Here is a 25,886-nt window from a genome sequence, read left to right as displayed (position 1 = left end):
GCAGCGGGGCCGGAACCGAGGCCGGCCGGTACATCAACGATCGTGACACGGGGCACTGACAATGCCCCCGGAACGCCGAACCGGCTGCCGCGGAACGGGATATGGCGCGCCCTCATGCAGGCATCCGCGTCATCGCCCCGGCCGTTGCCAGGAGTTCGGACAGGGTGCCTGCGAACGCCGGCAGCAGCTGAAGGCAGACGGCCCAGCCCTCGGCGTCCGCCCCCAGATGCTCCCGGGCCAGGGCCGCGGTGCGCTCCCGGAGGCGCCGCCAGTCCTCGTCGGTGGTCCAGGACTCCCCGGAGTGCCGTTCCTCCAGGCAGCGGAGCAGGAAGTCGTAGGCCAGCTCGGCCGGGGCGGTGTGGGTGAGCAGGTCATCGAGGGCGAGCGTGCCGTCCTTCAGGGCGGGTTCGATCCAGGAGTTCCAGTTCCGCCAGCGCCCGGGGGCGCCCAGTCCCGCCCGCAGCAGCTCGCCCGGACAGCCCGGGAGTTCCACGAGCGCTTCCACCAGATCCTCCGGGAGCGGGGTGGCGCGGTGCGCCGTCACCAGGGCCGCCCACGGCGGCTCCACACCCTCGCCGAGAAGCTGCGCCAGCCGCTTTTCGGGCCGCCCGCCCGGCTTGGCGAGAAATGCCGCGATCCGGTCCGGGTCTGCTTCCCCGGCGAGGCGGGCGCGCAGCTGCTCCAGCCCGTCCGGGGCGTCCAGCAGCTTCTCCGTCTGCCGGCGCAGGGTGACCGGGAGGCGGTCCATGGCCAGGACTTCCCGTACGGCGTCCGGCCCGCCGCGCTCCCACACCGCGACCAGCAGCCGCAGCCGGGTGGCGGGTATGTACAGCCGCAGCCGCTCCAGGACCCGGCGGACCACCCGCAGATCGCCGGATGCCGCACCGGCCGTCAGCCAGTCGCGGTCCTGATGGACGATGACCTTGTCCAACTCCGCGAGCAGTTCCCCGGAAACCGGGCGGATGCCGCCGCCGCGCAGCCGCCCGGCGAGTATCCGCTCCCGCTCCGGCCGGGGAAGGTCGTAGCGGCGGAACAACGCGACGTCCACCGCCGGTTCGTCGAGGTCCAGGAGGTAATCCATGGTGTCGGCGTCGATCCGTCCGCCGGTCATCATCAGCGAGGCCGGGAGACCGTGGGCGGCCACCACCGCGTCGCGCACCGCCGGGGACGGGCCGCACTCCCGGAGGAACTGCTGGACGGCCATCGCGTCGAAATGCGGGACGACGGCGGTCTGGGCCTCCTGCGAGGCGCAGCGGAACAGACCGAGGAAGGCGGCCCGGGCGCCCTGGGACCGCGCGCCCGAGGCCGGCGCCTTGCGCGGCTGCGGCCAGCTGGTGTGGCGCTTCTTGCGGGGGCGCGGGGTGAGGACGTCCGCGATCAGCTCGGCGACGGTGCCGGTGGCGCGCCGCAGCGCGGCGTAGCACGTCAGCCAGTTGACGGGGTCCGTGCCCAGGGGCGCCAGCAGATCGGCGAGGGCCTTGCGGGTCGGCTCGTGGTCGTAGGGCAGCGCGCGGAGCACCTCCGGCGCCGGTGACACCTCGGTCAGCACCCGGTCGAGGGGAAACCAGCCCTCGCGGATGCCGCGCCCGAGGAGGAGGTCCAGGGAGACCTCGCGGTCGCAGGGCTCGGTGAGGACCTCGAAGGGCAGCTCGGTGACGGTCCGTATGGTCGCGTCGGGATCGGCGTGGAACTTGTCCTTCACCACGTCGGTGGGGCAGCCCTCCCACTGGATGAGCGTGTTCGGCCAGACGCGTCCGCGGTACATGCCGCGACGGCTGATCGGCAGGCGTTCGTGCTCGCGCCAGAGCAGGTCCCAGTCGAGGCCGTCGGGCTTCTGGGGCGGCACCGAGGCGATGCTGCCGTAGCGGAGCGCGATCAGCGCGTGCAGATGCGCCGGGTCCTCCCATTGCCCGCCGGGCCGGTGCTCCCTCAGGAGGGCCGCCGGATCGGGGGCGTCGAGCGCCCGGCGCAGCAGATCCGGCAGCCAGGGATGTCCGAGATCCAGAACTGGTGTCTCCTCCAGCAGGGCGAGGACCTTCGCGAACGGTTCGGTGCCGCCCCAGATCTCCAGGAGGTCCAGACAGGCGTCCACGACCACCGGGGGCGGCAGGAACGCCGCGCACCCCACCAGCGTGCCGGCGGTCAACCCGGGGAAACCGCTGGTCAGGACGGGCACGAGATCGGGGCCCTTGGACACCTGGTAGAGGAGTGGCAGCAGGCCGTCGTCGTCGTGCCAGCGGGGGTCGCCGAGGTCGGCGGCAGCCAGCACGGCGGTCAGCAGACCGGGGATTTTGTGCATCGCGCGCCACCGCTGCCCCGCGTCATTGCGGAACTTCGCGTCCCACAGCGCCCGCCCGACCGCCGGATCGCCGAGCTCCGCCGCCCCCAGGAGCCATTCCTCGGGATCTATCGCCAGCGCGGCCCGCATCTGCGCGGGATCCGCGCCCAGCAGCTCCTCGACCATCTCCTCCGGCAGCCCGAACCGGTCGGACAGGAGGGCGAGCACCTCCGGGTACTGGCGCGCGGCGAGCGCATCGGCGGTGTCCGGGTCGGCGAGGCCCAGCGCGAGGCGGAGCGTGAAGTGGGGGCTGTGGGTCACGGGTCGGTTCCCTTCGCGGAGCGGTCCGTACGCGCCCGGCGGAATGCGGTCGTCGTGTCACCGGCGGTACACCATGGATCGTGACACGGACCACTGACAGTGCCCGCGGAACGGCCGAGGAGCCCCGGGAACCCCTGAGTTCACCGATGCGTACGTATCCGGTCACGGATGCCGGCGCGTCAATGTCCCTGCCGTGGCGAGGAGTTCGGGCAGCGTCCCGGCGAACGTCGGCAGCAGCTGAAGGCATACGGCCCAGGCTTCGACGTCCGTGGCCAGATGCTCCTGGGCGAGGGCCGCCGCCCGGTCGCGCACCGCACACAGGGGCCGCGGCTCGGGCCGGTCGTCGGCATAGCGCCGCAGCAGGCCGAGGGAGGCGCGGGCGGGGGCCGCACGGGCCAGGACGTCCTCCGGGGTGAGCCTGCCGTCCTCGAGGGCTGCCCGGGCCCAGTCGGGACCGTCCCCGGTGCCGAACGCCAGGGCCGGCAGCAGCAGTTCGCGCGGGCAGTCCGGATCCTTCGCCAGCGTGCCGAGCAGACCGGCCGCGAGCGGCCCGGCGTCCTGCGCCGCCACCAGCGCCGACCACGGCGGCTCCAGGCCCTCGCTGCGCAGCCGGTGCAGCCGCGCCCCGGGATCGGTCACGGACGCGGTGAGATACGCCAGGAGCCGCTCGGGGGCTTCCTCCTCCGCGAGCCAAGTGCGTAGCCGTTCCGCCCCCTCGGGTGCGTTCAGCAGCTTCTCCGTCCGGCGGCGGAGGGTGACCGGGAGGCGGTCCATGGCCAGGATCTCCCGTACGGCGTCCGGCCCGCCGCGCTCCCACACCGCGACCAGCAGCCGCAGCCGGGTGGCAGGTATGTGCAGCCGCAGCCGCTCCACGAGCCTGCGGGCCACGCCGATGTCCCCGGATCCCAGACCGGCCGTCAGCCGGTCCCGGCTGTGGGTGACGCTGAGGTCGTCCAGCACCGCGAGCACCTCCCCGGGCACGGGGCGGGTGCCGCTGCGCCGCAGCCGTCCGGCCAGCACCCGTTCCTGCTCGGACCGGTCGAGGTTGCCGTAGCGGAACAACTGGGCGTCCACCTCCGGTTCGTCGAGATCCAGGAGGTAGGCCACCTTCTCGGCGGGCAGCCGGTACGCGGCGGCCATCGCCACCAGGGCAGGGCGGCCGTGCGCGGCCACCACCGCCTCGCGCACCGCCGGCGACGGGTCGCCGTAGACCAGCAGATGCTGCGCGGCCCGCGCGTCGAGATACGGGACGACGGCCCGCTGCGCCTCCTCGGAGGCGCACTGGAACATGTCCAGGAACGTGGGCCGGGTGTTCTCGGGCGGGGCGGCCGGGAACTGCGCCGGCGCCGGACGCGGCCAGCTGGTGTGGCGCTTCCTGCGGGTGTCCGTCGAGACGGCGTCGGCTATCAGCTCGGCGACGCTGCCGTCGGCGCGCCCGATGCGGGCGTAGCACGTCAGCCAGTTGACGGGATCCGTGCCGAGGCGGGCGAGCAGCGTCCCGAGGGCTTTGCGGGTCGGCTCGTGGTCGTACGGCAGCGCGTCCAGCACCGCCTCCGCCGGTGTCACCTCGGCCAGCACCCGCTCCACCGGCAGCCGGCCCGCACGGATGCCCCTCCCCAGGGACTCCGAAAGCAGGCTCCAGCGGTTGCACATGACGCGCTCGGTGAGCGCCTCGAAGGGCAGCGCGGCGTCGGCCCGGGCGGTCTCGACGGGGTCCGCGCGGAAGCTCTCCAACACCAGGTCGGCGGGGCAGCCCTCCCACCGGACCAGCCGCAGGAGCCGGCTGCCCCTGCGGAAGTCCGGTGTGCCGCCGGTCTCCTGGCCGAAGGGCAGCCGCTCGTGCTCGCGCCGGATCAGGTCCCAGTCGAGGCCGGCGGGCGCGACGGAGGGGCCGTTGCCGCTGCGGAGCATCAGCAGGGCGCGCACCTGCGCGGGGTCGGTCCACTCCCCGGCGGGCCGGCGCTCCCTCAGGAAGGACTCCGGGTCGGGGGCCTCCACGGCCTGGCGCAAGGTGTCCAGCAGCCAGGGGTGCCCCAGATCGCCCAGCTCCGGAGTCGTCTCGAGGCCGCGGATGAAGGACGCGAGCCCCTCCACGCCCGTCAGCTCCGCGACGGTGATCATGGCGTCCAGCATCACCGACGGCGGCAGCCAGCGGCCGAGCATGGCCGCGGAATAGCCGATCAGCCGGGGGAACGGGCAGGTCAGAGCGGTGAGCAGGGCGGGCACACCGCCCTCGTCCTCCACCGCTTCGAGCAGACCGTCCTCGTCGTACCAGCGCTCGTCCCAGGGATCGGCGGCCTCCAGCACGGCGGGCAGTACGCGGTCCCCCGCGCGCACCGGGACATCCCAGTCGGGCCGGTACCGCGCGCTCCACAACGCCCGCCCGACCGCCGGATCGCCCAGCGCGGCCACTTCCAGGAGCCATTTCTCGGGATCCGCGGTCAGCGCGGCCCGCAGCCCCGCGGGCTCCGGCCCGGCCAGCTCCTCCACCATCTCCTCGGGCAGCCCGAACCGGTGGGCCAGCGCGCCCAGCAGCTCCGGCCGCAGCCGTTCGGCGAGCGCATCGGCGGTGGCCGGATCGGCGAGGCCCAGCGCGAGGCGGAGCGCGGAGCGGGAGCGGTCGGTCACGGGGCGGATCCCTTCGCGGAGCGGTGGACGGAGTGGTGGCTGACACCCCACCAGCCGTACGACCCCGATCGTGCCACGCCCCACTGACAACGCCCGCGGCCCCTCCCCGACCTGCCCTTCCGCGTCATGCGGCGGTGCCGCCGACCGGGCCCGAGGCCGGTCGGCGGCACCGTCGTTCACCGTGTCCGACCCGGCGTCAGGCCAGCAGCTCCGCGCTCAGCGTGATGTTCTTGACCCCCGCCAGCGCCTGGCTCACCGGGCAGTTGGCCTTGGCGTCCGCGGCGGCCGCCTGGAAGTCCTCCTCGGACAGGCCGGGGACCTTGGCCTTGACGGACAGGGCGATGCCGGTGATGCCCTCACCGGGCTGGAAGGTCACATCGGCCTGGGTGTCCAGCGTTTCGACGGTGTACCCCTTGCCCGCCAGACCGTGCGAGAACGCCATCGAGTAGCAGGAGGAGTGGGCCGCCGCGATCAGCTCCTCGGGGCTGGTGACGCCGTTCGGCTGCTCCGCGCGGGCGGGCCAGTTCACGTCGTACGTACCGACCTTGGAGGACTCCAGGGCGACGGTGCCCTTGCCTTGAAGAAGGTTGCCTTCCCAGTGGGTCTTGGCGGTGCGCGTGGTTGCCATGGTGGATAACTCCCGGTTGTGGGCGATAAGCCTGTGCCGCTCAGCTTAGTGATCCCCGGCCCCGGCGCCCGGCCGATCCCGGCCCCGGCGCCCGGCCGACCGCGGCCCCCGCGCCCGGGCGACAGCGCCACGGCCCGGTAGCATCCGAGGCCGTACGCACCGTGCGTACGGCGTGTGCGCAGGGCGCATGCGGCGCGACCGTAAGGAGCCCACCGGTGGCGGGAGATCCGCAGGCCGACTGCCTGTTCTGCAAAATCGTGGCGGGGGAGGTGCCGGCCACCATCGTCCGCGAGACGGAGACCACCGTGGCCTTCCGCGACATCAACCCGCAGGCCCCCACGCACGTCCTGGTGATCCCCCGGGTGCACTACCCGGACGCCGCGTCCCTGGCCGCCGCCGAACCGCAGGTGGTCGCCGACATACTGCGCGAATCCCGTGAGGTCGCCGCCGGGGACAACATCGAGGACACCGGCTACCGGGTCGTCTTCAACACCGGTGCCGGCGCGGGCCAGACCGTCTTCCACGCCCATCTGCACGTGCTCGGCGGCCGCGGCCTCCAGTGGCCCCCCGGATAAGCGGCCGTGTCCGTACGCGAACTGGTCGTCCTCGGCACCGCCAGCCAGGTGCCCACCCGGCACCGCAACCACAACGGCTATCTGCTGCGGTGGGACGGCCAGGGGCTGCTCTTCGACCCCGGTGAGGGCACACAGCGCCAGATGCTGCGCGCCGGGGTCGCCGCGCACGACCTCAACCGGATCTGCATCACGCACTTCCACGGCGACCACTCACTGGGCCTGGCCGGGGTGATCCAGCGGATCAACCTGGACCAGGTGCCGCACCCCGTCACGGCCCACTACCCGGCCTCCGGGGAGCGCTTCTTCGACCGGCTGCGGTACGCCACCGCCTACCGGGAGACGGTCCGCCTCAAGCAGCGCCCGGTGGCCGAGGACGGCGAACTGGACCGCTCGAAGTCGTACGCCCTGGAGGCGCGCAAGCTCTCCCACCCGGTGGAGTCCTACGGCTACCGCCTGGTGGAGCCGGACACCCGGCGGATGCTGCCCGAGAAGCTGGCCGCACACGGCATCGCCGGCCCCGACATCGGCCGCCTCCAGCGCACCGGCGAGCTGGCCGGCGTCCGCCTGGAAGAGGTCAGCGAGCTGCGGCGCGGGCAGAAGTTCGCCTTTGTGATGGACACCCGGCTGTGCGAGGGCGTGTACGCCCTGGCGGACGGCGCCGACATGCTCGTCATCGAGTCGACCTTCCTGGACGAGGACATCCAACTGGCCGTCGACCACGGCCACCTGACCGCCGGGCAGGCCGCCTCCGTGGCCCGTGACGCGGGCGTCCGCCACCTGGTCCTGACCCACTTCTCACAGCGCTACCCCGACCCGGACGAGTTCGAGCGGCAGGCACGCGCCGCAGGTTTCACCGGCGAACTCACCATCGCCCAGGACCTGATGCGCGTGCCCCTCCCCAAGCGGCACTGACCCCCTCCGGGGGCGCCTACGGCAGGTAGTACATCGGGTTCGGCAGCTTGAAGGTGCGGTCGCTCGCGCCGCCCTCCAGGTCGCTGTACTGATCGCCGAAGTTGGCGACGATGTGATAGCCGAGCGACTCGATGTGCTTGCGGGTGCCCGACTTGTACTCGACGACCGAGCAGTTCGCCCCGCACGGGAGGTACGGCGGCGGGTGCTCCTTGTCCTTGAGGAAGACATGGCCGCGGTCCAGCGGCACCCCGTAGCCGACGTTCTTCAGGTTGCGCACGCTCCACTTGCGCTGCGCCTCCTTGCGGCCGGTGACGAAGAAGACCTCGGCCCCCTTGGCGTGCGCCCAGTTGACCAGCTTGTCCATGCCGAAGACCGGGTCCATGTCGGTGCCGGCGAGGTAGGCGTCCTGGCTCTCCGGGGTGAAGTGGAAGCCCACCTGGAGCTCGTAGTTGTAGGTGAGCAGGGTGGTGTCGTCCATGTCCAGGACGATGGCGGGCTTGGCGGCCTTGGCGTGGCTGCCGGACCCGGTGGCGGGCCGGGCGAGCGCCTTGGCCAGATAGCCGCGGGCCCGGGCCTCGATGCCGCGGACCTGGCGGGCGTAGTTGCTCTTCGGGGAGGCGTAGTGCTGGCCGTCGGGCGTCACCGTGTCGCCGTAGTACGCCTTGATCTTGTCCTGCACCAGGGTGAGGTTGGGGATCTCCTTGTCGGTGCGGGGGACCGAGTGCTCCGCGGTCGCCTGGCCGACGCCGAAGAGGGCGGTACCGGTGACGAGGGCGGCGACCGTCGCGGCGCCGAGACGCGTGCGACGGGAGAGGCGGCGGAGGGGGGTGGGACGGGGCATGCGCGACTCCTTCGGAGGTGGGGGGCGGGCGGGCAGGGGCCGGGCCGGATGACATGGCGTCGGGTGACATGGACAGGGCCAAACGGGCCCCAAGTAGATCTAACAGAGCGCCTTCTGGGTATCTACGCGCGAAGATTCAACGGTTGGTAAAGCCTTACGGGAGGGGGACTCCCGTCGTCCCGCACCGAGCAGGAGTCGCCCATGGACCGCCTCGCCATCGCCGAGGTCCGGCTCACCCCGGTCCTGGTGGCCGATCCGCCCCTGCTCAACACCCAGGGCGTCCACCAGCCGTACGCCCCGCGGCTGATCGTCGAGGTGGTGACGCGGGGCGGGGTCACCGGTCTCGGTGAGACCTACGGCGACACCGTGTACCTCGATCTGGCCCGCCCGCTGGCCGATGCGCTCCTCGGCCATACGGTCACGGATCTCAACGCGCTGCCCGCGCTCGCCGCCCGGGTCTGCGGCGACCCTTCCCTGAGCTCTCCACGACGTTCGAGCAGGGGAGGCCCCGACGCCGCGACCGGTGCCGACGCCGTTGACGCCGCCGGGCTGCGCGGCGTACAGACCGCGGACAAGCTCCGCCTCTCGGTGCTCTCCGGTTTCGAGGTGGCCTGCCTGGACGCCTGGGGGAGGGCCACCGGGCTGCCGGTACACGCCCTGTTGGGCGGCAAGGTCCGCGACCGCGTCGCCTACAGCGCCTACCTCTTCTACCGGTGGGCGGCGCACCCCGCGGGCCGCGGCGAGAGCGACGACTGGGGCGCCGCGCTGGACCCGTCCGGCATCGTGGCGCAGGCCCGCCGCTTCGCGGACCGCCACGGCTTCACCTCCTTCAAGCTCAAGGGCGGTGTGTTCCCGCCCGCGCAGGAGATCGCCACGATCCGGGCGCTGGCCGCCGCCTTCCCCGGCCGGCCGCTCCGCCTCGACCCCAACGGGGCCTGGAGCGTGCCGACTTCGCTCCAGGTGGCGCACGAGCTGCGCGACGTCCTGGAGTACCTGGAGGACCCGGCGAGCGGGACCGCCCGGATGGCGGAGGTGGCGGCGGGCACACCGCTCCCGCTCGCGACCAACATGTGCGTCACCACCTTCCGGGAGATCCCCGAGGCGTTCGCCCGCGGCGCCGTCCAGGTGGTGCTCGGCGACCACCACTACTGGGGCGGCCTGCGCGCCACCCGCGAACTGGCCGCCGTCTGCCGCACCTTCGGCATCGGCCTGTCCCTGCACTCCAACACCCACCTGGGCATCAGCCTCGCCGCCATGACCCACGTCGCGGCCACCCTCCCCGACCTCGACCACGCCTGCGACACCCACTACCCGTGGGGGACCGAGGACGTCCTCGCCGAACGCCTCGTCTTCCGCGACGGCCACCTGGACGTCGGCGACGCCCCGGGCCTGGGCGTCGACCTCGACCGGGACCGTCTCGCCGCGCTGCACCGCCGCTGGCTGGCCGACGACGGCACCTACCGCTCCCGCGACGACGCCGCGGCGATGCGGCTGGCGGAGCCCGGGTGGGTCACCCCGGCGGTGCCACGCTGGTGACACCGGCCGCCGTCCGCCGGCCACCCGCGTGCGCTATGGCCCCGTCCGCCGACGGTGCGTCACAGTGGTCCCCTAGGTGATCTTTGGAAGGGGCTGCCATGGCACAGGAAGTGCGCGGCGTCATTGCGCCGGGCAAGAACGAACCGGTCCGGCTGGAGACGATCCTGGTGCCGGACCCCGGTCCCGGCGAGGCCGTCGTGAAGATCCAGGCGTGCGGGGTGTGTCATACCGATCTGCACTACAAGCAGGGCGGCATCAACGACGACTTCCCGTTCCTCCTCGGCCACGAGGCGGCCGGCGTGGTGGAGTCGGTCGGGGCGGGAGTGACGGACGTGGCGCCGGGCGACTTCGTCGTGCTCAACTGGCGGGCGGTGTGCGGGGCGTGCCGGGCGTGTCTGCGCGGGCGGCCCCAGTACTGCTTCGACACCCACAACGCGCGGCAGAAGATGACCCTGAAGGACGGCACCGAGCTGAGCCCGGCGCTGGGCATCGGGGCGTTCGCCGACAAGACGCTGGTCGCCGCCGGGCAGTGCACCAAGGTCGACCCCGCGGTCTCCCCGGCCGTCGCCGGGCTGCTGGGCTGCGGGGTGATGGCGGGCATCGGCGCCGCCCTCAACACCGGCCAGGTGGGACGCGGCGACGCGGTGGCGGTCATCGGCTGCGGCGGAGTGGGCGACGCCGCCGTCGTGGGCGCGCGGCTGGCCGGAGCGTCCAAGATCATCGCGGTGGACATCGACGACGGCAAGCTGACGACCGCCCTCTCCATGGGCGCCACCCACACCGTCAACTCCCGCACCGCGGACCCCGTCGAGGCCATCCGCGACCTGACCGGCGGCTTCGGCGCGGACGTGGTCATCGAGGCGGTGGGCCGCCCCGAGACGTACAAACAGGCGTTCTACGCCCGGGACCTCGCCGGCACCGTCGTCCTGGTGGGCGTCCCCACCCCGGAGATGACCCTCGAACTCCCTCTCCTGGACGTCTTCGGACGCGGCGGCGCCCTCAAGTCCTCCTGGTACGGCGACTGTCTGCCCTCCCGGGACTTCCCGATGCTCATCGACCTCCACCTCCAGGGCCGGATCGACCTCGCCGCCTTCGTCACCGAGACGATCGGCATCGAGGACGTCGAGAGCGCCTTCGCGCGGATGCACGCGGGCGACGTCCTGCGCTCGGTGGTGACGCTCTGATGACGGCCCGCATCGAGCATCTGGTCACCTCCGGAATGTTCTCGCTCGACGGCGGCACCTGGGACGTCGACAACAACGTCTGGATCGTCGGCGACGACGAGGACGCCGTCGTCATCGACGCCGCCCATGACGCCGACGCCATCCTGGCGGCCCTCGGCGGCCGCCGGCTGCGCGCCGTCCTGTGCACCCACGCCCACAACGACCACATCGACGCCGCCCCCGCGCTGGCCTCCCGTACCGGCGCGCGGATCCTGCTGCACCCCGACGACCTGCCGCTGTGGAAACAGACCCATCCCGACTCGGCCCCCGACGCCCCGTTGGCCGACGGTCAGGTCCTGACCATCGCCGGTACGGACCTGACCGTGCTGCACACCCCGGGGCACGCGCCGGGCGCGGTCTGCCTGTACGCCCCCGACCTGGGCACCGTCTTCACCGGCGACACCCTCTTCAGGGGCGGACCGGGCGCCACCGGGCGGTCGTTCTCCGACTTCCCGACGATCATCGACTCGATCCGCGACCGCCTGCTGACGCTGCCCCCGGCCACCCGCGTCCACACCGGACACGGCGAGTCCACGACCATCGGGGAGGAGGCCCCGCACCTGGAGGAGTGGATCGCGCGGGGCCACTGAACGGACGCCCCCGGGACCCTCACCCCGCCCCGGCCGCCCGCTCCAGGATGCGGGCGGCCACCGCGGCGGAGTCCACCAGCGGGTGCAGGGCCAGCGCCCGCAGGGCCGCGGCGCGGTCCTTGAACACCGCGGCCCGGACCGTTGCCCGCTCCACCGCCTTGACCTGGAGCATCAGCCCCAACTGGTCCTCGCGCAGCGGCGCACAGGGCAACGGGCGGGGCCCCTTCGACGTCACCTCGCACACGGTCTCCACGATCGCGTCCGGTGCCAGCTGCGGCACCGTCGACCCGTTGCGGACGTTGAGGATCAGCCGGGCCCCGCGGTCGCCCGCGATGGCGTACATCACCGCCAGCGCCACCCGGTCGTAGCCGCCGCCCTCCAGGTCATGACTGTCGCGCTGCCAGCCGCCGGTCGCCTCCCGGCTCTCCGCCAGGTACGTCTCCTCGCGCTCCAGCCGGGTGCGCTCCCACAGGGCGTGCACCGCCTCCGGGCCGTCCGCCGCCGCGGCCCGCTCGAAGAAGCCGCCCTGCTGGCGGTCGAGGAACTCGCCCCGGGTCCTGTCCGCGGCCCGTACGGAGTCGAGGGTCTCGCGGCGGAAGTAGTAGTAGTGCAGATACTCGTTGGGCAGCGCGCCCAGCGCCCGCAGCCAGTCCGCGCCGAACAGGCGGCCCTCCTCGAAGGACGCCAGCGCGTCGGCGTCGGCCAGCAGCCCGGGCAGCAGCTCGTCGCCGTCCCGCGTCAACGACCGCAGCCAGCCGAGGTGGTTGAGGCCGATGTAGTCGTACGCCACCTCGCCGGGGTCCGCGCCGACCGCGCGGCAGGCCCGCCGCACCAGCCCCACCGGCGAATCGCAGATCCCGATGACCCGCTCGCCCAGCACCTGCGCCATCGCCTCGGTGACCATGCCCGCCGGGTTGGTGAAGTTGATGACCCAGGCGTGCGGCGCGAGCGCGGCGATCCGCTCGGCCAGATGCAGCGCCACCGGGATCGTCCGCAGCCCGTACAGGACGCCGCCCGCCCCCACCGTCTCCTGGCCCAGCACCCCCTCGGCCAGCGGGATGCGCTCATCGCGCACCCGGCCCGCCGTACCGCCCACCCGTATCGCGGAGAAGATGAAGTCGGCGCCGGTCAGGGCCTTGTCGAGATCACCGACCACGCGTACGGTCACGGGATCGGGATGGCCCTGCGCCAGGTGCGTCAACACCTCGGCGATCACCGTCACCCGGCGCACGTCGGTGTCGTACAGAGTCACCTCCGAGACGCAGCGCCCCGGGTCCGCCAGCAGCGCGCGGTAGACCAGCGGAACCCGGAAACCGCCACCGCCGAGAATCGTGAGCCTCATGAGGCGGAACGTACCGCAGCATCGGGCACACTGGCGGCACGTGCCGAGAGGAAGGGGCGAGCGCGGTGAGCACAGGCCGACGCGATGTCCAGCCCACGGGCCCGGCCGGGGTGCCGACGGCCCTCGACCCGCTGGCCGAGGTGCGACATGCCGGCGATCCGCCCACCGATGTCTACCTCACCGGCACCGTCTTCCTTGACATCATCTTCACCGGCCTGGGCTCCGCACCGGTCCGCGGCACCGAGTCCTGGGCCCGCGGCATGGGCTCCAGCCCCGGCGGCGTCGCCAACATGGCCACCGCCCTGGCCCGCTTCGGCCTGCGCACCTCGCTGGCCGCCGCCTTCGGTGACGACATGTACGGCGAGTACTGCTGGGAGGCGCTCTCCGTCGGCGAGGGCATCGACCTGTCGATGTCACGTACGGTCCCCGGCTGGCACTCGCCGGTGACGGTCTCCATGGCCTACGAGGGCGAACGCACCATGGTCTCGCACGGCCACGAGGCCCCCGCGCCCGAATCCGCCTTCGACGGCGGCCACGCGCCGGGCTGCCCGCCCCCCTCCCGCGCCTGCGTCGCCTCGCTGGTGCCCGGCCGGCGGGAGGGCTGGCTGGGCTGCGCCGCCGGCCGCGGCAGCCGGATCTTCGCGGACGTCGGCTGGGACGACACCGGCCGCTGGGACCCGGCCGACCTCGCCGACCTCGAACACTGCGAGGCGTTCCTGCCCAACGCCGAGGAGGCGATGCGCTACACCCGCACCGACTGCCCGCGCACCGCCGCCCGCAAGCTCGCCGAACGCGTCCCGCTCGCCGTGGTCACCATGGGCGCGGAGGGCGCCTGCGCCGCGGACGGCCGCACCGGCGAGGCCGCCGAGGTGCCCGCCATCGCCGTCGAGGCCCTCGACCCCACCGGCGCCGGGGACGTCTTCGTCGCCGGATTCGTCACCGGCACCCTCGCCGCCTGGCCGCTGGCCGACCGCCTGGCCTTCGCGGGCCTGAGCGCCGCCCTGTCGGTGCAGGAATTCGGCGGCTCCCTCTCCGCGCCCGGCTGGGCCGAGATCGCCGCCTGGTGGCAGGGCGTACGGATGTGTGACGCGGCGGCGCCGACGACCCTGCGCCGCCAGTACGCGTTCCTGGACGACGTCCTGCCCCCGGCCTACCGGCCCGCCCCGCTGGCCCGTGCCGTCCCCACCATCGGCTTCCGCCGCCCGGCCTGACCGGCGGCTCTCCGTCCCGTCCGCCCCCTCCGGCCCTCCCGCCCGGAAAAGCCTTCGGGCTTGTCAGTACCCCGTCGTACTCTTGTATCCCAAGGAGAGTCAGGCCTCAGGCGCCGCGTTCCGAGCAGCGGGCACCTCTGAATGAGCAAAGGATGGGGGTTGAGCAGGCTCCAGAGCCGGCCCATGACGCAGACACCCATGCAACCGCAGGCGAGCGCCCAGTTCACCGTTCCGGCCAAGCACCCGATGGTGACGGTGCTGGGATCCGGCGACTCGCTGCTGCGGGTGATCGAAAAGGCATTCCCGGCCACCGACATCCACGTCCGGGGCAACGAAGTCAGCGCTGTCGGCGATCCTCATGAAGTCGCCCTCGTCCAGCGTCTGTTCGACGAGATGATGCTGGTGCTCCGCACCGGACAACCGATGACGGAGGACGCAGTGGAACGCTCCATCGCCATGCTGCGCGCGGCGGAGAACGGCGACGGCACGATCGGCGAGACCCCCGCCCAGGTCCTCACCCAGAACATCCTCTCCAACCGGGGCCGCACCATCCGCCCCAAGACCCTCAACCAGAAGCGCTACGTCGACGCCATCGACGAGCACACCGTCGTCTTCGGCATCGGCCCCGCCGGCACCGGCAAGACGTACCTGGCCATGGCCAAGGCCGTCCAGGCCCTCCAGGCCAAGCAGGTCAACCGCATCATCCTGACCCGCCCCGCCGTGGAGGCCGGCGAGCGCCTCGGCTTCCTGCCCGGCACCCTCTACGAGAAGATCGACCCGTATCTGCGCCCGCTCTACGACGCGCTGCACGACATGCTCGACCCGGATTCGATCCCGCGCCTGATGGCGGCGGGGACGATCGAGGTGGCGCCGCTGGCCTATATGAGGGGCCGCACCCTCAATGACGCCTTCATCATTCTCGACGAGGCGCAGAACACCAATCCCGAGCAGATGAAGATGTTCCTCACCCGCCTCGGCTTCGAATCGAAGATAGTCATCACCGGTGATGTCACCCAGGTCGACCTCCCCGGCGGCACCAAGAGCGGGCTGCGCCAGGTCCGGGAGATCCTGGACGGCGTCGAGGATGTGCATTTCTCCCTGCTCACCAGCAAGGATGTGGTCCGGCACAAGCTGGTCGGCCGTATCGTCGACGCCTACGAGAAGTACGACAGCCGTAACGGCAACAGCGACCAGTAGGCCGCCGGGCCGCGGCTCCGAGCACCCAGAAGCGAGACGAATCCCCTCCCATGTCGATCGACGTCAACAACGAGTCCGGAACGGACATCGATGAGCAGGCCGTCCTGGACGTCGCCCGCTATGCCATCGCCCGGATGCGCATCCACCCGCTCTCCGAGCTGTCCGTCATCGTCGTGGACGCCGAGGCCATGGAGCAGCTCCACCTCCAGTGGATGGATCTGCCGGGTCCGACCGATGTCATGTCCTTCCCGATGGACGAGCTGCGTCCGCCGGCCAAGGACGACGAGGAGCCCCCGCAGGGGCTCCTCGGCGACATCGTGCTGTGTCCCGAGGTCGCCAAGAAGCAGGGCGAGGAGGCGCCGACCGGGCACTCCATGGACGAGGAGCTCCAGCTGCTGACCGTCCACGGGGTGCTCCACCTCCTGGGGTACGACCACGAGGAGCCCGACGAGAAGGCCGAGATGTTCGGCCTCCAGGCGGCGATCATCGACGGCTGGCGGGCCGAGCGGGGCCTGAGCGGTCCCTCCCCGGCCCCCACCCTCACCTGACGGGGCGCCCGTCATGACCGCCCAGCTGATCGTGGTCGCGGTGCTGCTCGTCGTCGTCGCCTGGCTTGCCGCCTGCGCGGAGGCGGGCCTGGCCCGTACGACGAGCTTCCGCGCCGAGGAGGCCGTCCGCTCCGGCCGCCGCGGCAGCGCCAAGCTCGCCGCGGTCGCCGCGGACCCCACCCGGTATCTGAACGTCGCGCTGCTGGTGCGCGTCGGCTGCGAAATGGCCGCCGGCGTCCTGGTCACGTACGCCTGTCTGCGCTCGTTCGACAAGACCTGGCAGGCGCTGACGGTCGCCATCGCCGTGATGGTGCTGGTGTCGTATGTCGCCGTCGGCGTCTCCCCGCGCACGATCGGCCGGCAGCATCCGCTCAACACCGCCACCGTGGCCGCCTACGTCCTGCTGCCGCTGGCCCGCATCATGGGCCCGATCCCGCAGCTGCTGATCCTCATCGGCAACGCCCTCACCCCGGGCAAGGGCTTCCGCAAGGGCCCGTTCGCCTCCGAGGCCGAGCTGCGTTCCCTGGTGGACCTCGCGGAGAAGGAGTCGCTGATCGAGGACGAGGAGCGCCGGATGGTGCACTCCGTCTTCCAGCTCGGCGACACCCTCGTCCGCGAGGTGATGGTCCCGCGCACGGACCTGGTGTCCGTCGAGCGCTTCAAGACCATCCGTCAGGCGCTGACCCTCGCGCTGCGTTCCGGCTTCTCCCGGATCCCGGTGACCGGCGAGAACGAGGACGATGTCGTCGGGGTGGTCTATCTCAAGGACCTCGCCCGCAAGGTGCACATCAGCCGGGACGCGGAGACCGAGCTGGTCTCGTCGGCGATGCGCCCGGCGGTCTTCGTACCGGACACCAAGAACGCGGGCGATCTGCTGCGGGAGATGCAGCAGGACCGCAATCATGTCGCGGTGGTGATCGACGAGTACGGCGGGACGGCCGGCATCGTCACCATCGAGGACATCCTGGAGGAGATCGTCGGCGAGATCACCGACGAGTACGACCGCGAGCTGCCGCCCGTAGAGGACCTGGGCGAGGGCCGTTACCGCGTCACCGCCCGCCTGGACATCGGCGCGCTCGGCGAGCTCTACGGCTTGGCGGAGCTGGACGACGAGGACGTCGAGACGGTCGGCGGACTGCTCGCCAAGCTGCTGGGCCGGGTGCCGATCGCCGGTGCCACGGCCGAGGTCGATCTCTCCGACGATGCCACCGACCCGGATCTCAAGGCGCTCCGGCTGACCGCCGAGTCCCCGGCCGGCCGCCGCAACAAGATCATCACGGTGCTGTGCGAACCGGTCCGCCCGGAGGGCGCCGCCGAGGCCACCGAGCGCGCCGAGAGCTGATCCGGGATCCGGGCCGCCGGGCCTTCCCTTTCGTGCACGGTTCCGGTGCGCCGTTCCCGCCTGATGTTCCCGAGTGCACTGCAAGTTTTCTGCATTCCATTTTTCGGGACGCTGGATTCCCTCCCGATGACCATGGAAAGATCGCTCATGCCGGTTGGCGGAAACATGCCACATGAGGGGTGGTGGCCCGGCCGCCGAACGGGCGCACCCGCGGAATTCGGAAATTCCGCGGTGCCCCCTGGCCCGAGAATGTCGCGGCACCGGCGAATTCTGCAGGAGAAGAGGGGAAGGGGTGCGAAATGCGAATTGACGGAATGCCGGTCGCCACGGATTCCGGCACGGACACCCCCTCCTCCCCCGCCATGGACTGCAGCGGCGCCGTCTGACGGCCGCTGCCTGCTGAAGAGCGGTTGCCCCGGCGCAGGGGAGCGGGGCAACCGCCGTCTTCAGCTTCGTCCGGCCCGGCCGCGCCGCGCCGTCCGCAGCCCCAGGGCGACCAGCGCCGCCACCGCCGCCACCACGGCCGCGTCCACGCCCAGCCCCAGCTTGATCCCGCCCAGCGTGGCGTCCGCGAAGCCGGCCCCGTCCGAACGCAGCGCCGCACTGTGCGCCGCGGCGACCGCGCTCAGCAGCGGAATGCCGACGGTGAGCCCGATCTGCTGCGAGCTGGTGACCAGCCCCGTCGCCAGGCCCTGTTCGGCATCCGGCACCCCGGACGTCGCGATCACCCCGTACGACACGATCGCCCACAGATGGAAGAGGCTGCCGAGCGTCACCGCGCCCAGGGCCAGCCACATCCCGCTACCGGCGTCCGGGCTCAGCCCCAGCAGCGCGGCGGTGAAGGCGGCCTGGAGGGCCAGGCCGGTCACCAGGGTGGTACGGGCGCCGAGCCGGCCGATGACCTTCGGGGCGATCACACCGGAGGCCGTCGAGACCGCGCCCTGGACGCCGAAGATCAGTCCGGTCTGGAAGGCGGACAGACGCAGCACCTCCTGGAGGTACAGCGTCAGCAGGAAGATGACGGTGCTCATCATCGAAAAGGTCGTCAGGCCCGCCAGATTGCCCCAGGCGACGGTTCGCCGGCGCAGCATCGACAGCGAGACCAGCGGCTGGTCGGACCGCGATTCGACGACCACGAACAGGGCCAGCAGCACCAGGCCCACGACGAGCGCCGCCACCACGTCCGGGCGTCCGAAGCCCCGCTCGGCGGCGGTCGACAGGGCGTAGATCACCGACAGCAGACCGCCGGTGACGGTGACCGCCCCGGGGACGTCGATCCGCGGGCGCGAGGGATGCCGCGACTCGGTCAGCAGGAGCGGCGCGACGACCAGGACGGCGCCGCCGGCCACCGCGAGGACGGCCATCGTGGAGCGCCAGCCCAGCACATCGGTCATCACCCCGCCGAGCACCATGCCGATGGTGAAGCCCATCGAGAGCAGCGTGCCGCTGATGCCCAGCGCGCGCTCGCGCTGCGGGCCCTCGGCGAAGGTGGTGGTCAGCAGCGACATCCCGGTGGGCACGATGACCGCCGCTCCCAGGCCCTGGAGGGCGCGTCCGACCAGCAGCACCGCCGGCTCCCAGGCCAGCGCGGCCAGTACGGACGCCGCGGTGAACAGCGCGAGGCCGGTCAGGAACAGCCGGCGCCGCCCGAAGAGATCGGCGATCCGGCCGAACAGCAGCAGGAACCCGCCGGACGGCAGGGCGAACGCGGTGACCGCCCACTGGAGATCGGCCTGGCCCATGCCCAGGTCCTTGCCGAGCACGGGCAGCGCCACGTTCAGGATGGAGAAGTCGAGCGCGACGATGAACTGTGCCGCGCACAGCAGCAGAAGGATCAGCTTGGCGCGGGTGGTCATCCCGGCGGGAGCGGAACCGGGAGCGGATCCGGGCGTGGGAGCGGGGGCGGGGGAGGCCGCGGGGGCGCCCGAGTCCGCCCGCGCGCCGGTGGAGGCGGGGGTGTCGATGACTGGCATGCCCCCGAGCCTGCGGCCGCGGAATACGCCGTGGGGAGCGGCAACTTATGGTGGTGTCCGCACCACCAGCCACGCCGACAGGGGGAGACACGTGGCCATGCCGGAAACCACCGCCGCCCGCGACACCTCGCGCCGCCGCCAGGAACTGCGCGACTTCCTGATGAGCCGCCGCGCCCGGGTCACCCCGGCCGAGGCCGGCCTGCCCGACGGCGGCCGCCGCCGCACCCCCGGCCTGCGCCGCGAAGAGGTCGCCGTCCTCGCGGGTGTCGGCGCCTCCTGGTACCAATGGCTGGAGCAGGGCCGCGACATCACCGTCTCGCCGCAGGTGCTGGACGCGGTCGCCCGGGTGCTGCGGCTCAGCGGCGCCGAGCGGCGGCATCTGTACGTACTGGCCGGGCTCAATCCCCCGCAGCCGCACGCGGAGTACGACCAGGACCATCTGTGCGACGGCCTCCAGCGGCTGATCGACGCCTGGATGCCGTTCCCGGCGCACATCATGGACCCGTACTGGAACACCGTCGCCCACAACGAGGCGGCCCATCTGGTCCTGGGGCACGGCCGTCCCGGCGTCTCCCTCAACTGCCTGGTCGCGTTCTTCACCGACCCCGTCTACCGCGCCCGCGCCGCCAGTTGGGAGGCCAACGCCCCGCTGGTCGTCGCGCAGTTCCGCGCCGCCTGCTCGGCGCGCCCCGGTGACGAGGGTTTCGAGGCGGTCGTACGGGAGACCGCCGAGCGCAGCGAGGAGTTCGCGGAGCTGTGGGCGCGCGGCGATGTCCTCGACGGCGGCCAGATGCACAAGGAGATGGACCATCCGCTCGTCGGCGCCCTGCTCTTCGAGTCCACCCAGCTCCAGGTCCCGGCGCGGCCGGATCTGACCATCGTGCTGCACAACCCGCGCGCCGGGACGGACACCGCCGCCCGGCTGGAGCGGCTCACCTCGCCGCAGGGCCGCCGCGGCGGCATGTACTCGGTGGCGGGCTGACCCACCGCGCCGCTTATGCTCGCCGGTATGACCGACTCCGCAGCGCTGGACCCCGAAGACCGCAAGATCATCACGCTCGCGCGCTCGGCGCGGGCCCGCAACGGCGTGCCCGAGGGGGCCGCCGTACGGGACGAGACCGGCCGCACCTATGTCGCCGGCACCGTCGCCCTGGAGTCGCTGCGGCTGAGCGCGCTCCAGACGGCGGTCGCGATGGCCGTGGCCAGCGGGGCCACCTCCCTGGAGGCCGCGGCCGTGGTCACCGAGGCCGAGCAGGCCGCCGAGGCGGACCGGGCGGCCGTACGCGATCTCGGCGGCGCCGCAACGCCGGTCCTGGTGGCGGGCCCCGACGGCACCCTGCGCAGCACCGTCCCGGCGGGCGGGCCCGGGGCCTGACTCCCGGCGATGGTCGGCGCGGCCCCGGCGATCAGGGAGAATGGGCGCCATGAGCGTCCGTACAGAATCCTCCGCCTCGCACCGCGCCGGTTTCGCCTGCTTCGTCGGCCGCCCCAACGCGGGCAAGTCCACCCTTACGAACGCTCTGGTCGGCACGAAGGTGGCCATCACCTCCAACCGGCCGCAGACCACCCGCCACACCGTGCGCGGCATTGTGCACCGCCCCGAGGCCCAGTTGGTCCTCGTGGACACCCCCGGTCTGCACAAGCCGCGCACGCTGCTCGGCGAGCGCCTCAACGACGTCGTGCGCACCACCTGGGCAGAGGTGGACGTCATCGGTTTCTGCCTGCCCGCCGACCAGAAGATCGGCCCCGGTGACCGCTATATCGCCACCGAGCTGGCCGGGATCAAGAAGACGCCCAAGGTGGCCATCGTCACCAAGACCGATCTGGTCGACTCCAAGGCGCTGGCCGCCCAGCTGATCGCCATCGACCGGCTCGGCCAGGAACTGGGCATCGAATGGGCCGAGATCATCCCGGTCTCGGCGGTCGGCGACACCCAGGTCTCCCTCCTTGCCGACCTTCTCGTCCCGCTCCTCCCCGAGGGCCCGGCGCTCTACCCGGAGGGCGATCTCACCGACGAGCCCGAGCAGGTCATGGTCGCCGAGCTGATCCGCGAGGCCGCGCTGGAGGGCGTACGCGACGAGCTGCCGCACTCCATCGCCGTCGTGGTCGAGGAGATGCTGCCGCGCGAGGACCGCCCCGCCGACAAGCCGCTGCTCGACGTCCACGCCAACCTCTACATCGAGCGCCCCAGCCAGAAGGGCATCATCATCGGCCCCAAGGGCAAGCGCCTGAAGGAGGTCGGCACCAAGTCCCGCAAGCACATCGAGGCGCTGCTGGGCACGCCGGTCTTCCTGGACCTGCACGTCAAGGTGGCCAAGGACTGGCAGCGCGACCCCAAGCAGCTGCGGAAGCTGGGGTTCTAGCGCTCTCCCTGGGCGTGCGCCTCTGACGACCGCGGGGCCGCATCGCGCCCCGCCCTCACGCCACGCCCCGTATCCGCCGCACCGCCAGCGCCCCCACCAGCCCGATCGCCGCGGCCACCGCGTACAGCACCCGGTATCCGCCGAGGTGGTTCACGAGCGGTGCCGCGAGGGCCGGGGCGGCGACCTGGGGCAGGGAGTTGGCGATGTTGATCAGGCCGAGGTCCTTGCCGCGGTGGGCGGCGGCCGGCAGGACGTCCGTCATCAGGGCGAAGTCGACGGAGGTGAAGACGCCGAAGCCGACGCCGAGCAGTGCGGCGGCGCACAGCGCGCCGGTCCAGGTCTGCCAGGTGCCGAGCAGCAGGGTGCCGGCCGCCATGATCACCCCGGCCCACAGGACGAACGGCTGTCGGCGGCCCGCCCGGTCCGACCAGATGCCGCCGACGACCACGGTGGCCAGCAGCGTCGCGCCGTTGACCGCGGTCAGGATCAGCACCCCGCCGTCCGGGTCCGGCCGGTGCAGCGCGTCCCGCAGGTAGTACAGCAGGTACAGCAGCGCCAGCGCGTTGCCGAGGTTGATCAGGAAGCGGGTCAGCCAGGCCCAGCCGAGGTCGGGGTGGCGGCGCGGGCTGAGCCAGAAGCCGGCGAGGAAGCCGCGCCAGGTCAGCGCCGGGCGGGCGGTGCGCGGCAGCGCCGGGTCCCGGTGGAGGAGGACGTAGGGGAGCGTCGCCAGCAGGGTGAAGGCGGCGCAGGCCACATAGCCGGCGGCGACACCGCCCGCCACCGTGGCCAAGCCGGTGCCGACGACGACGCCCAGGATCTGCGCCGCGCCCAGCCACCCGCCGACAGCGCCGCGCTGGCGGTGCGGCACCCGGTCCGGGACGGCTGCCGTGAGCGCCGCGAACGCCGCGTTGAGGGTGAGCTGGACCAGGCACCACCCCACCGTCATCACCGCGACCGTATGCGCCCCCGCCAGCAGTGCCAGCGCCGCCGCCCCGCCCAGCGCCCCGGCCAGGATCCACGGCGTACGGCGCCCGTGGCGCGAGGTCGTACGGTCCGAGAGGGCGCCGAAGAGCGGATTGGACAGCAGCGAGACGGCCGCGCCCAGGCCGGTGACCCACGCCAGCACCGACTCCTTCGACGTGCCGGGCGGGGCGAGCGCGGCGGCCTGGAGGGCGAGCAGGATCTGGATCGGGCCGTACCAGCCGGCCCAGAGCGCACCGTTGGCCAGCGACAGGGACACCGTCCACCCCCGGCCGACCCGCTCGGCCGGCTCCGCCAACGGGGCGGGCGGCCCCGGTGCGCTCACCCCCGCGCCTGGTCCCGCAGCGCCGCCCGGAGCCAGCGGTACGACGCCTTCGGCGTGCGGGCCAGCGTCGCATAGTCGATGTGGACGAGCCCGAAGCGCCGGGCGAACCCCTCCGCCCATTCGAAGTTGTCCATCAGCGACCAGACGAAGTAGCCGCGGACATCGGCCCCGGCGGCCATCGCCTCGTGCAGCGCCCGCAGATGGCCGTCCAGGAAGGCGATCCGTTCGCCGTCCTCGATGCCCTCGTACGCGCAGCCGTTCTCGGTGATCACGATCGGCGGCAGGCTCGCGCCGTAGCGCTCGCGGAAGGAGAGGAGGAGTTCGGTGAGGGCCTCGGGGACCACGGGCCAGCCGAAGTCGGTACGGGGATATCCCTCGATCTCGCGGGGGGCGAAGGGGAGTTCCGGCGGCAGGGCGATCCCGGCGAAGTCGGCGGAGCCGGTGGCGGCCGGGTCGGGGGCGCCCACCAGGGTGGGCTGGTAGTAGTTGATCCCGTACCAGTCCAGCGGCTGGGCGATGATCTTCAGGTCGTCGGCGACCGGCCCCGGGAGCATCGACGCGAGGCCCTCGTCCGGATAGCGGCCGAGCAGGACCGGGTCCGCGAAGAGGCGGTTGAGGAGCAGGTCGTAGAAGTCGGCCGCCTCGGTGTCGGCCGTGGAACGGGACGCCGCCCAGGTGGGGCCGTGCGAATTGGCGATCCCGATGCTGGTGGCGCCGCGGGCGCGCAGCGCCTGGACGGCGAGCCCGTGGCCGAGCAGCTGGTGGTGGGCGGCGGGCAGCGCGTCGAAGAGCAGCCGGCGGCCCGGGGCGTGCTGTCCGAGCCCGTAGCCCAGCAGGGTCAGCTCGGCCGGTTCGTTGAGGGTGATCCAGTGCCCCACCCGGTCCCCGAGCCGCGCCGCCACCGCGTCCGCATACGCCGCGAAGCGCTCGGCGGTCTCCCGCCGGAGCCAGCCGCCGCCCTCCTCCAGGGCCTGCGGGGTGTCCCAGTGGAACAGCGTCGGTACGGGCCGGATCCCGGCCGCCAGCAGCGCGTCGATCAGCCGGTCGTAGAAGTCCAGCCCGGCGGCGTTGACCTGCCCGCCGCCGTCCGGCACCACCCGCGGCCAGGCCACCGAGAAGCGGTACGCGCCGACGCCGAGCTCCTCCAGGAGCGCGACGTCCTCGCGATAGCGGTGGTAGTGGTCGGTGGTGATCCGGGCGTCGGACCCGTCCTTGATCCGTCCGGCCTGCGCCGCGAACGCGTCCCAGGCGGAGCGGCCGCGCCCGCCTTCGTCGACCGCGCCCTCGATCTGGGCGGCGGAGGTCGACACGCCCCACAGGAAGTCGCGGGGGAAGCGGGGCAGGGGGGCGGCGGGCCGGGGCGAGGACGAGGGTCGGGACGACGGGGAGGACGCCGGCGCGGTGGTCATGCGCCGGATCCTCGTTTACCGTCGGTAACACCGTCAAGAGGTGTGCCCGGACTAGGAGTTGGGAAACCGGCCGGGCGCCTCGGAGGCGTTACGCCCCCTCCTTCATCACCCATGTGATCAGCTTCCGCTGCTCGTCCGTCAGCCGCGGATCGGCGCAGTACACCGTCCGCCCGTCGACGGTGAGCTGATAGCTGTACCCGTCCGGCACCCCGACGGGCGGTGTCTCATGGGCGTCGGCGAGGGACTGTTCGGCCAGGGCGTGCCACTCGTCGGCATCGGGCCGCGCCGCGGTGTCGACCGCGGCGCGGCGCTCGATGCCGGCGAAGCCGCCCGTGCGTCGGATCTCAATACGCATGGGGAGCTCCTACCCCGTAGGGCGGCCGGGATGAGCCTGGGTGGGCTACTTGGCGGTCACCCCGACCTCGGTCCACGCCTTGACCACGGCGTCGTGCTCCGCGCCGGCGCCGTAGCGGGCCTGGGCCGCCTTCACGGTGAGCTTGGCGAAGTCGGCGAACTGGGCGTCCTTGGGGAGCTCGCCGCCGGTCAGCACGTCGTACCAGACCTGTCCGGCCTTCTCCCAGGCGTTGCCGCCCAGCGCGGTGGCGTAGAGGTAGAAGGCGTGGTTGGGGATGCCGGAGTTGAGGTGCACCCCGCCGTTGTCGTCGGTGGTCTTGACGTAGTCCTTCATCTTCGCGGGCTGCGGGTCCTTGCCCAGCACATCGTCGTCGTACGCGGTCCCCGGCGCCTTCATCGAGCGCAGCGCCTTGCCGGTGACGTTCGGGCCCAGCAGCCCGGAGCCGATCAGCCAGTCGGCCTCCTCGGCGCTCTGCCCCAGCGCGTACTGCTTGATCAGCGAGCCGAAGACATCCGAGATGGATTCGTTGAGCGCGCCGGACTGGCCCTGGTAGTCGAGGTTGGCGCTGTACTGGGTGACGCCGTGGGTCAGCTCGTGGCCGATGACGTCGACCGGGATGGTGAAGTCCAGGAACAGGTCGTTGTCCCCGTCGCCGAAGACCATCCGCTCGCCGTCCCAGAAGGCGTTGTCGTACTTCTGGCCGTAGTGGACGGTGGCGTCCAGCGGCAGCCCGGCGCCGTCGATGGACTTGCGGCCGTAGACCTTCAGATAGAGCTCGAAGGTGGCCCCCAGACCGGCCTGCGCGCGGTTGACGGAGACGTCCTGCGAGGGCCCGTCGGACTCCGCGTGCACCTTGGTGCCGGGCAGGGTCTCCGTGTGGCCGGCGTCGTAGATGGTGCGGTGGGGCTTGTCGGCGTCGGTGCCGGGCTCGCCGGGGGTCAGCCCGCGGCTGACGATGTCGAGGCGGCGGGCGCGGTGGTTCTCGTCGTGCTCCAGGGTGCGGCGCACATGCTCGTGCCGTTCGGCCAGATTGCTCAGGATGTGCGGCGGGACGACGGTGCAGAAGACCCGGCTGCCGGCCCCGGGGCAGCCCGTGAGGTCGTGGTCCAGGTGGTCGCGGTCCATGTGAGTGAAGTCCATGAACAAAAAGGTGGCACCCTGTAACGCGGTTGTCACCGCCCGCGGCCGAGATTCCCGAAAAAGTGTGGTTCGTCGCAGTTCGGCCGTTACGTCGATCCGGTCCCGCATACTGATACGCACCGACCGGTCACCGCGATCCTCGGATACGCTGCCGCACATCATGCGTTT

22 protein-coding genes are annotated in these 25,886 nt (G+C 72.4%); 12 read left to right on the top strand and 10 right to left on the bottom strand.

The genetic code is table 11. The annotated features are described in order from the left end of the window. Positions 1 to 112 precede the first annotated feature (112 nt). The 3 genes from B1H19_RS14750 to B1H19_RS14740 form a co-directional block, all read right to left on the bottom strand. Complete coding sequence (locus tag B1H19_RS14750) at positions 113 to 2,599, bottom strand: hypothetical protein (RefSeq protein WP_083105186.1); 2,487 nt, start codon at positions 2,597 to 2,599, stop codon at positions 113 to 115. A 162-nt stretch (positions 2,600 to 2,761) separates the two neighbouring features. Next, entirely contained in the window at positions 2,762 to 5,227 is a 2,466-nt protein-coding gene (locus tag B1H19_RS14745; RefSeq protein WP_083105185.1) for a hypothetical protein, read from the bottom strand. A gap of 196 nt (positions 5,228 to 5,423) precedes the next feature. Further along, positions 5,424 to 5,855: an OsmC family peroxiredoxin gene (locus tag B1H19_RS14740; protein ID WP_083105184.1), complete on the bottom strand. Its 432-nt coding sequence runs from the start codon at positions 5,853 to 5,855 to the stop codon at positions 5,424 to 5,426. A 215-nt stretch (positions 5,856 to 6,070) separates the two neighbouring features. Between B1H19_RS14740 and B1H19_RS14735 the strand changes: the two genes are divergently transcribed. Together B1H19_RS14735 and B1H19_RS14730 are read left to right on the top strand one after the other, a co-directional pair. Next, a complete protein-coding gene (locus tag B1H19_RS14735) occupies positions 6,071 to 6,430 on the top strand; it encodes a histidine triad nucleotide-binding protein (protein ID WP_083105183.1) in 360 nt (119 codons plus the stop codon). Positions 6,431 to 6,436: 6 nt separating this feature from the next. Then, a complete protein-coding gene (locus B1H19_RS14730; protein ID WP_083105182.1) occupies positions 6,437 to 7,342 on the top strand; it encodes a ribonuclease Z in 906 nt (301 codons plus the stop codon). Between the two features lie 16 nt (positions 7,343 to 7,358). Here the strand turns inward: B1H19_RS14730 and B1H19_RS14725 are convergent, their stop codons facing one another. Continuing rightward, a complete protein-coding gene (locus B1H19_RS14725; RefSeq protein WP_083105181.1) occupies positions 7,359 to 8,183 on the bottom strand; it encodes an HAD family acid phosphatase in 825 nt (274 codons plus the stop codon). A gap of 201 nt (positions 8,184 to 8,384) precedes the next feature. On the opposite strand from B1H19_RS14725, the gene B1H19_RS14720 reads away from it, so the two are divergent. From B1H19_RS14720 to B1H19_RS14710, 3 genes are all read left to right on the top strand, one after another. Continuing rightward, on the top strand, positions 8,385 to 9,719 hold the full coding sequence (locus B1H19_RS14720; RefSeq protein ID WP_083105180.1) for an enolase C-terminal domain-like protein: 1,335 nt from the start codon (positions 8,385 to 8,387) through the stop codon (positions 9,717 to 9,719). 98 nt (positions 9,720 to 9,817) lie between these two features. Continuing rightward, the gene (locus B1H19_RS14715; protein ID WP_083105179.1) at positions 9,818 to 10,903 is read left to right on the top strand and encodes an S-(hydroxymethyl)mycothiol dehydrogenase; all 1,086 of its coding nucleotides are present in this window, start codon (positions 9,818 to 9,820) and stop codon (positions 10,901 to 10,903) included. Next, positions 10,903 to 11,532, top strand: coding sequence for an MBL fold metallo-hydrolase (locus B1H19_RS14710; protein WP_083105178.1), 630 nt, complete (start codon positions 10,903 to 10,905; stop codon positions 11,530 to 11,532). Before B1H19_RS14715 ends, B1H19_RS14710 begins: the two co-directional genes overlap by 1 nt. 19 nt (positions 11,533 to 11,551) lie before the next feature. On the opposite strand, the gene B1H19_RS14705 is transcribed toward B1H19_RS14710, so the two are convergent. Next, a complete protein-coding gene (locus tag B1H19_RS14705; RefSeq protein ID WP_083105177.1) occupies positions 11,552 to 12,874 on the bottom strand; it encodes a family 4 glycosyl hydrolase in 1,323 nt (440 codons plus the stop codon). A gap of 65 nt (positions 12,875 to 12,939) precedes the next feature. Here B1H19_RS14705 and B1H19_RS14700 point away from each other — a divergent pair, with 65 nt between their 5' ends. From B1H19_RS14700 to B1H19_RS14685, 4 genes are all read left to right on the top strand, one after another. Further along, entirely contained in the window at positions 12,940 to 14,085 is a 1,146-nt protein-coding gene (locus B1H19_RS14700; RefSeq protein ID WP_107425990.1) for a carbohydrate kinase family protein, read from the top strand. Positions 14,086 to 14,268: 183 nt separating this feature from the next. Beyond that, complete coding sequence (locus B1H19_RS14695; protein WP_083105175.1) at positions 14,269 to 15,282, top strand: PhoH family protein; 1,014 nt, start codon at positions 14,269 to 14,271, stop codon at positions 15,280 to 15,282. Between the two features lie 50 nt (positions 15,283 to 15,332). Further along, on the top strand, positions 15,333 to 15,830 hold the full coding sequence (ybeY, locus tag B1H19_RS14690; RefSeq protein WP_030067979.1) for an rRNA maturation RNase YbeY: 498 nt from the start codon (positions 15,333 to 15,335) through the stop codon (positions 15,828 to 15,830). Positions 15,831 to 15,843: 13 nt separating this feature from the next. Beyond that, positions 15,844 to 17,172, top strand: coding sequence for a hemolysin family protein (locus B1H19_RS14685; protein WP_083105174.1), 1,329 nt, complete (start codon positions 15,844 to 15,846; stop codon positions 17,170 to 17,172). 446 nt (positions 17,173 to 17,618) lie between these two features. Here B1H19_RS14685 and B1H19_RS14680 read toward each other — a convergent pair whose 3' ends face one another. Beyond that, entirely contained in the window at positions 17,619 to 19,028 is a 1,410-nt protein-coding gene (locus B1H19_RS14680) for an MFS transporter (RefSeq protein WP_107425989.1), read from the bottom strand. A gap of 214 nt (positions 19,029 to 19,242) precedes the next feature. Here B1H19_RS14680 and B1H19_RS14675 point away from each other — a divergent pair, with 214 nt between their 5' ends. The 3 genes from B1H19_RS14675 to era are packed head-to-tail and all read left to right on the top strand — an operon-like array spanning position 19,243 to position 21,508. Then, complete coding sequence (locus B1H19_RS14675) at positions 19,243 to 20,127, top strand: helix-turn-helix transcriptional regulator (protein ID WP_083105172.1); 885 nt, start codon at positions 19,243 to 19,245, stop codon at positions 20,125 to 20,127. Positions 20,128 to 20,154: 27 nt separating this feature from the next. After that, a complete protein-coding gene (locus B1H19_RS14670) occupies positions 20,155 to 20,520 on the top strand; it encodes a cytidine deaminase (protein WP_083109646.1) in 366 nt (121 codons plus the stop codon). Positions 20,521 to 20,560: 40 nt separating this feature from the next. Then, entirely contained in the window at positions 20,561 to 21,508 is a 948-nt protein-coding gene (gene era, locus B1H19_RS14665) for a GTPase Era (protein ID WP_418361448.1), read from the top strand. A 55-nt stretch (positions 21,509 to 21,563) separates the two neighbouring features. Here the strand turns inward: era and B1H19_RS14660 are convergent, their stop codons facing one another. The 4 genes from B1H19_RS14660 to B1H19_RS14645 form a co-directional block, all read right to left on the bottom strand. Continuing rightward, entirely contained in the window at positions 21,564 to 22,814 is a 1,251-nt protein-coding gene (locus tag B1H19_RS14660; RefSeq protein ID WP_083105171.1) for an MFS transporter, read from the bottom strand. Next, positions 22,811 to 24,223: a GH1 family beta-glucosidase gene (locus B1H19_RS14655; protein ID WP_083105170.1), complete on the bottom strand. Its 1,413-nt coding sequence runs from the start codon at positions 24,221 to 24,223 to the stop codon at positions 22,811 to 22,813. The genes B1H19_RS14660 and B1H19_RS14655 overlap by 4 nt, the downstream gene beginning before the upstream one ends. An 88-nt stretch (positions 24,224 to 24,311) precedes the next feature. Next, positions 24,312 to 24,578, bottom strand: coding sequence for a protealysin inhibitor emfourin (locus tag B1H19_RS14650; RefSeq protein WP_083105169.1), 267 nt, complete (start codon positions 24,576 to 24,578; stop codon positions 24,312 to 24,314). A 45-nt stretch (positions 24,579 to 24,623) separates the two neighbouring features. After that, entirely contained in the window at positions 24,624 to 25,703 is a 1,080-nt protein-coding gene (locus B1H19_RS14645) for a M4 family metallopeptidase (protein ID WP_083105168.1), read from the bottom strand. Positions 25,704 to 25,886 lie beyond the last annotated feature (183 nt).

It is taken from the genome of Streptomyces gilvosporeus (assembly GCF_002082195.1).
Classification (GTDB): domain Bacteria; phylum Actinomycetota; class Actinomycetes; order Streptomycetales; family Streptomycetaceae; genus Streptomyces; species Streptomyces gilvosporeus.
Note: the sequence above shows the minus strand (reverse complement) of the source record. Positions and strands in the feature narration are given on the sequence as shown.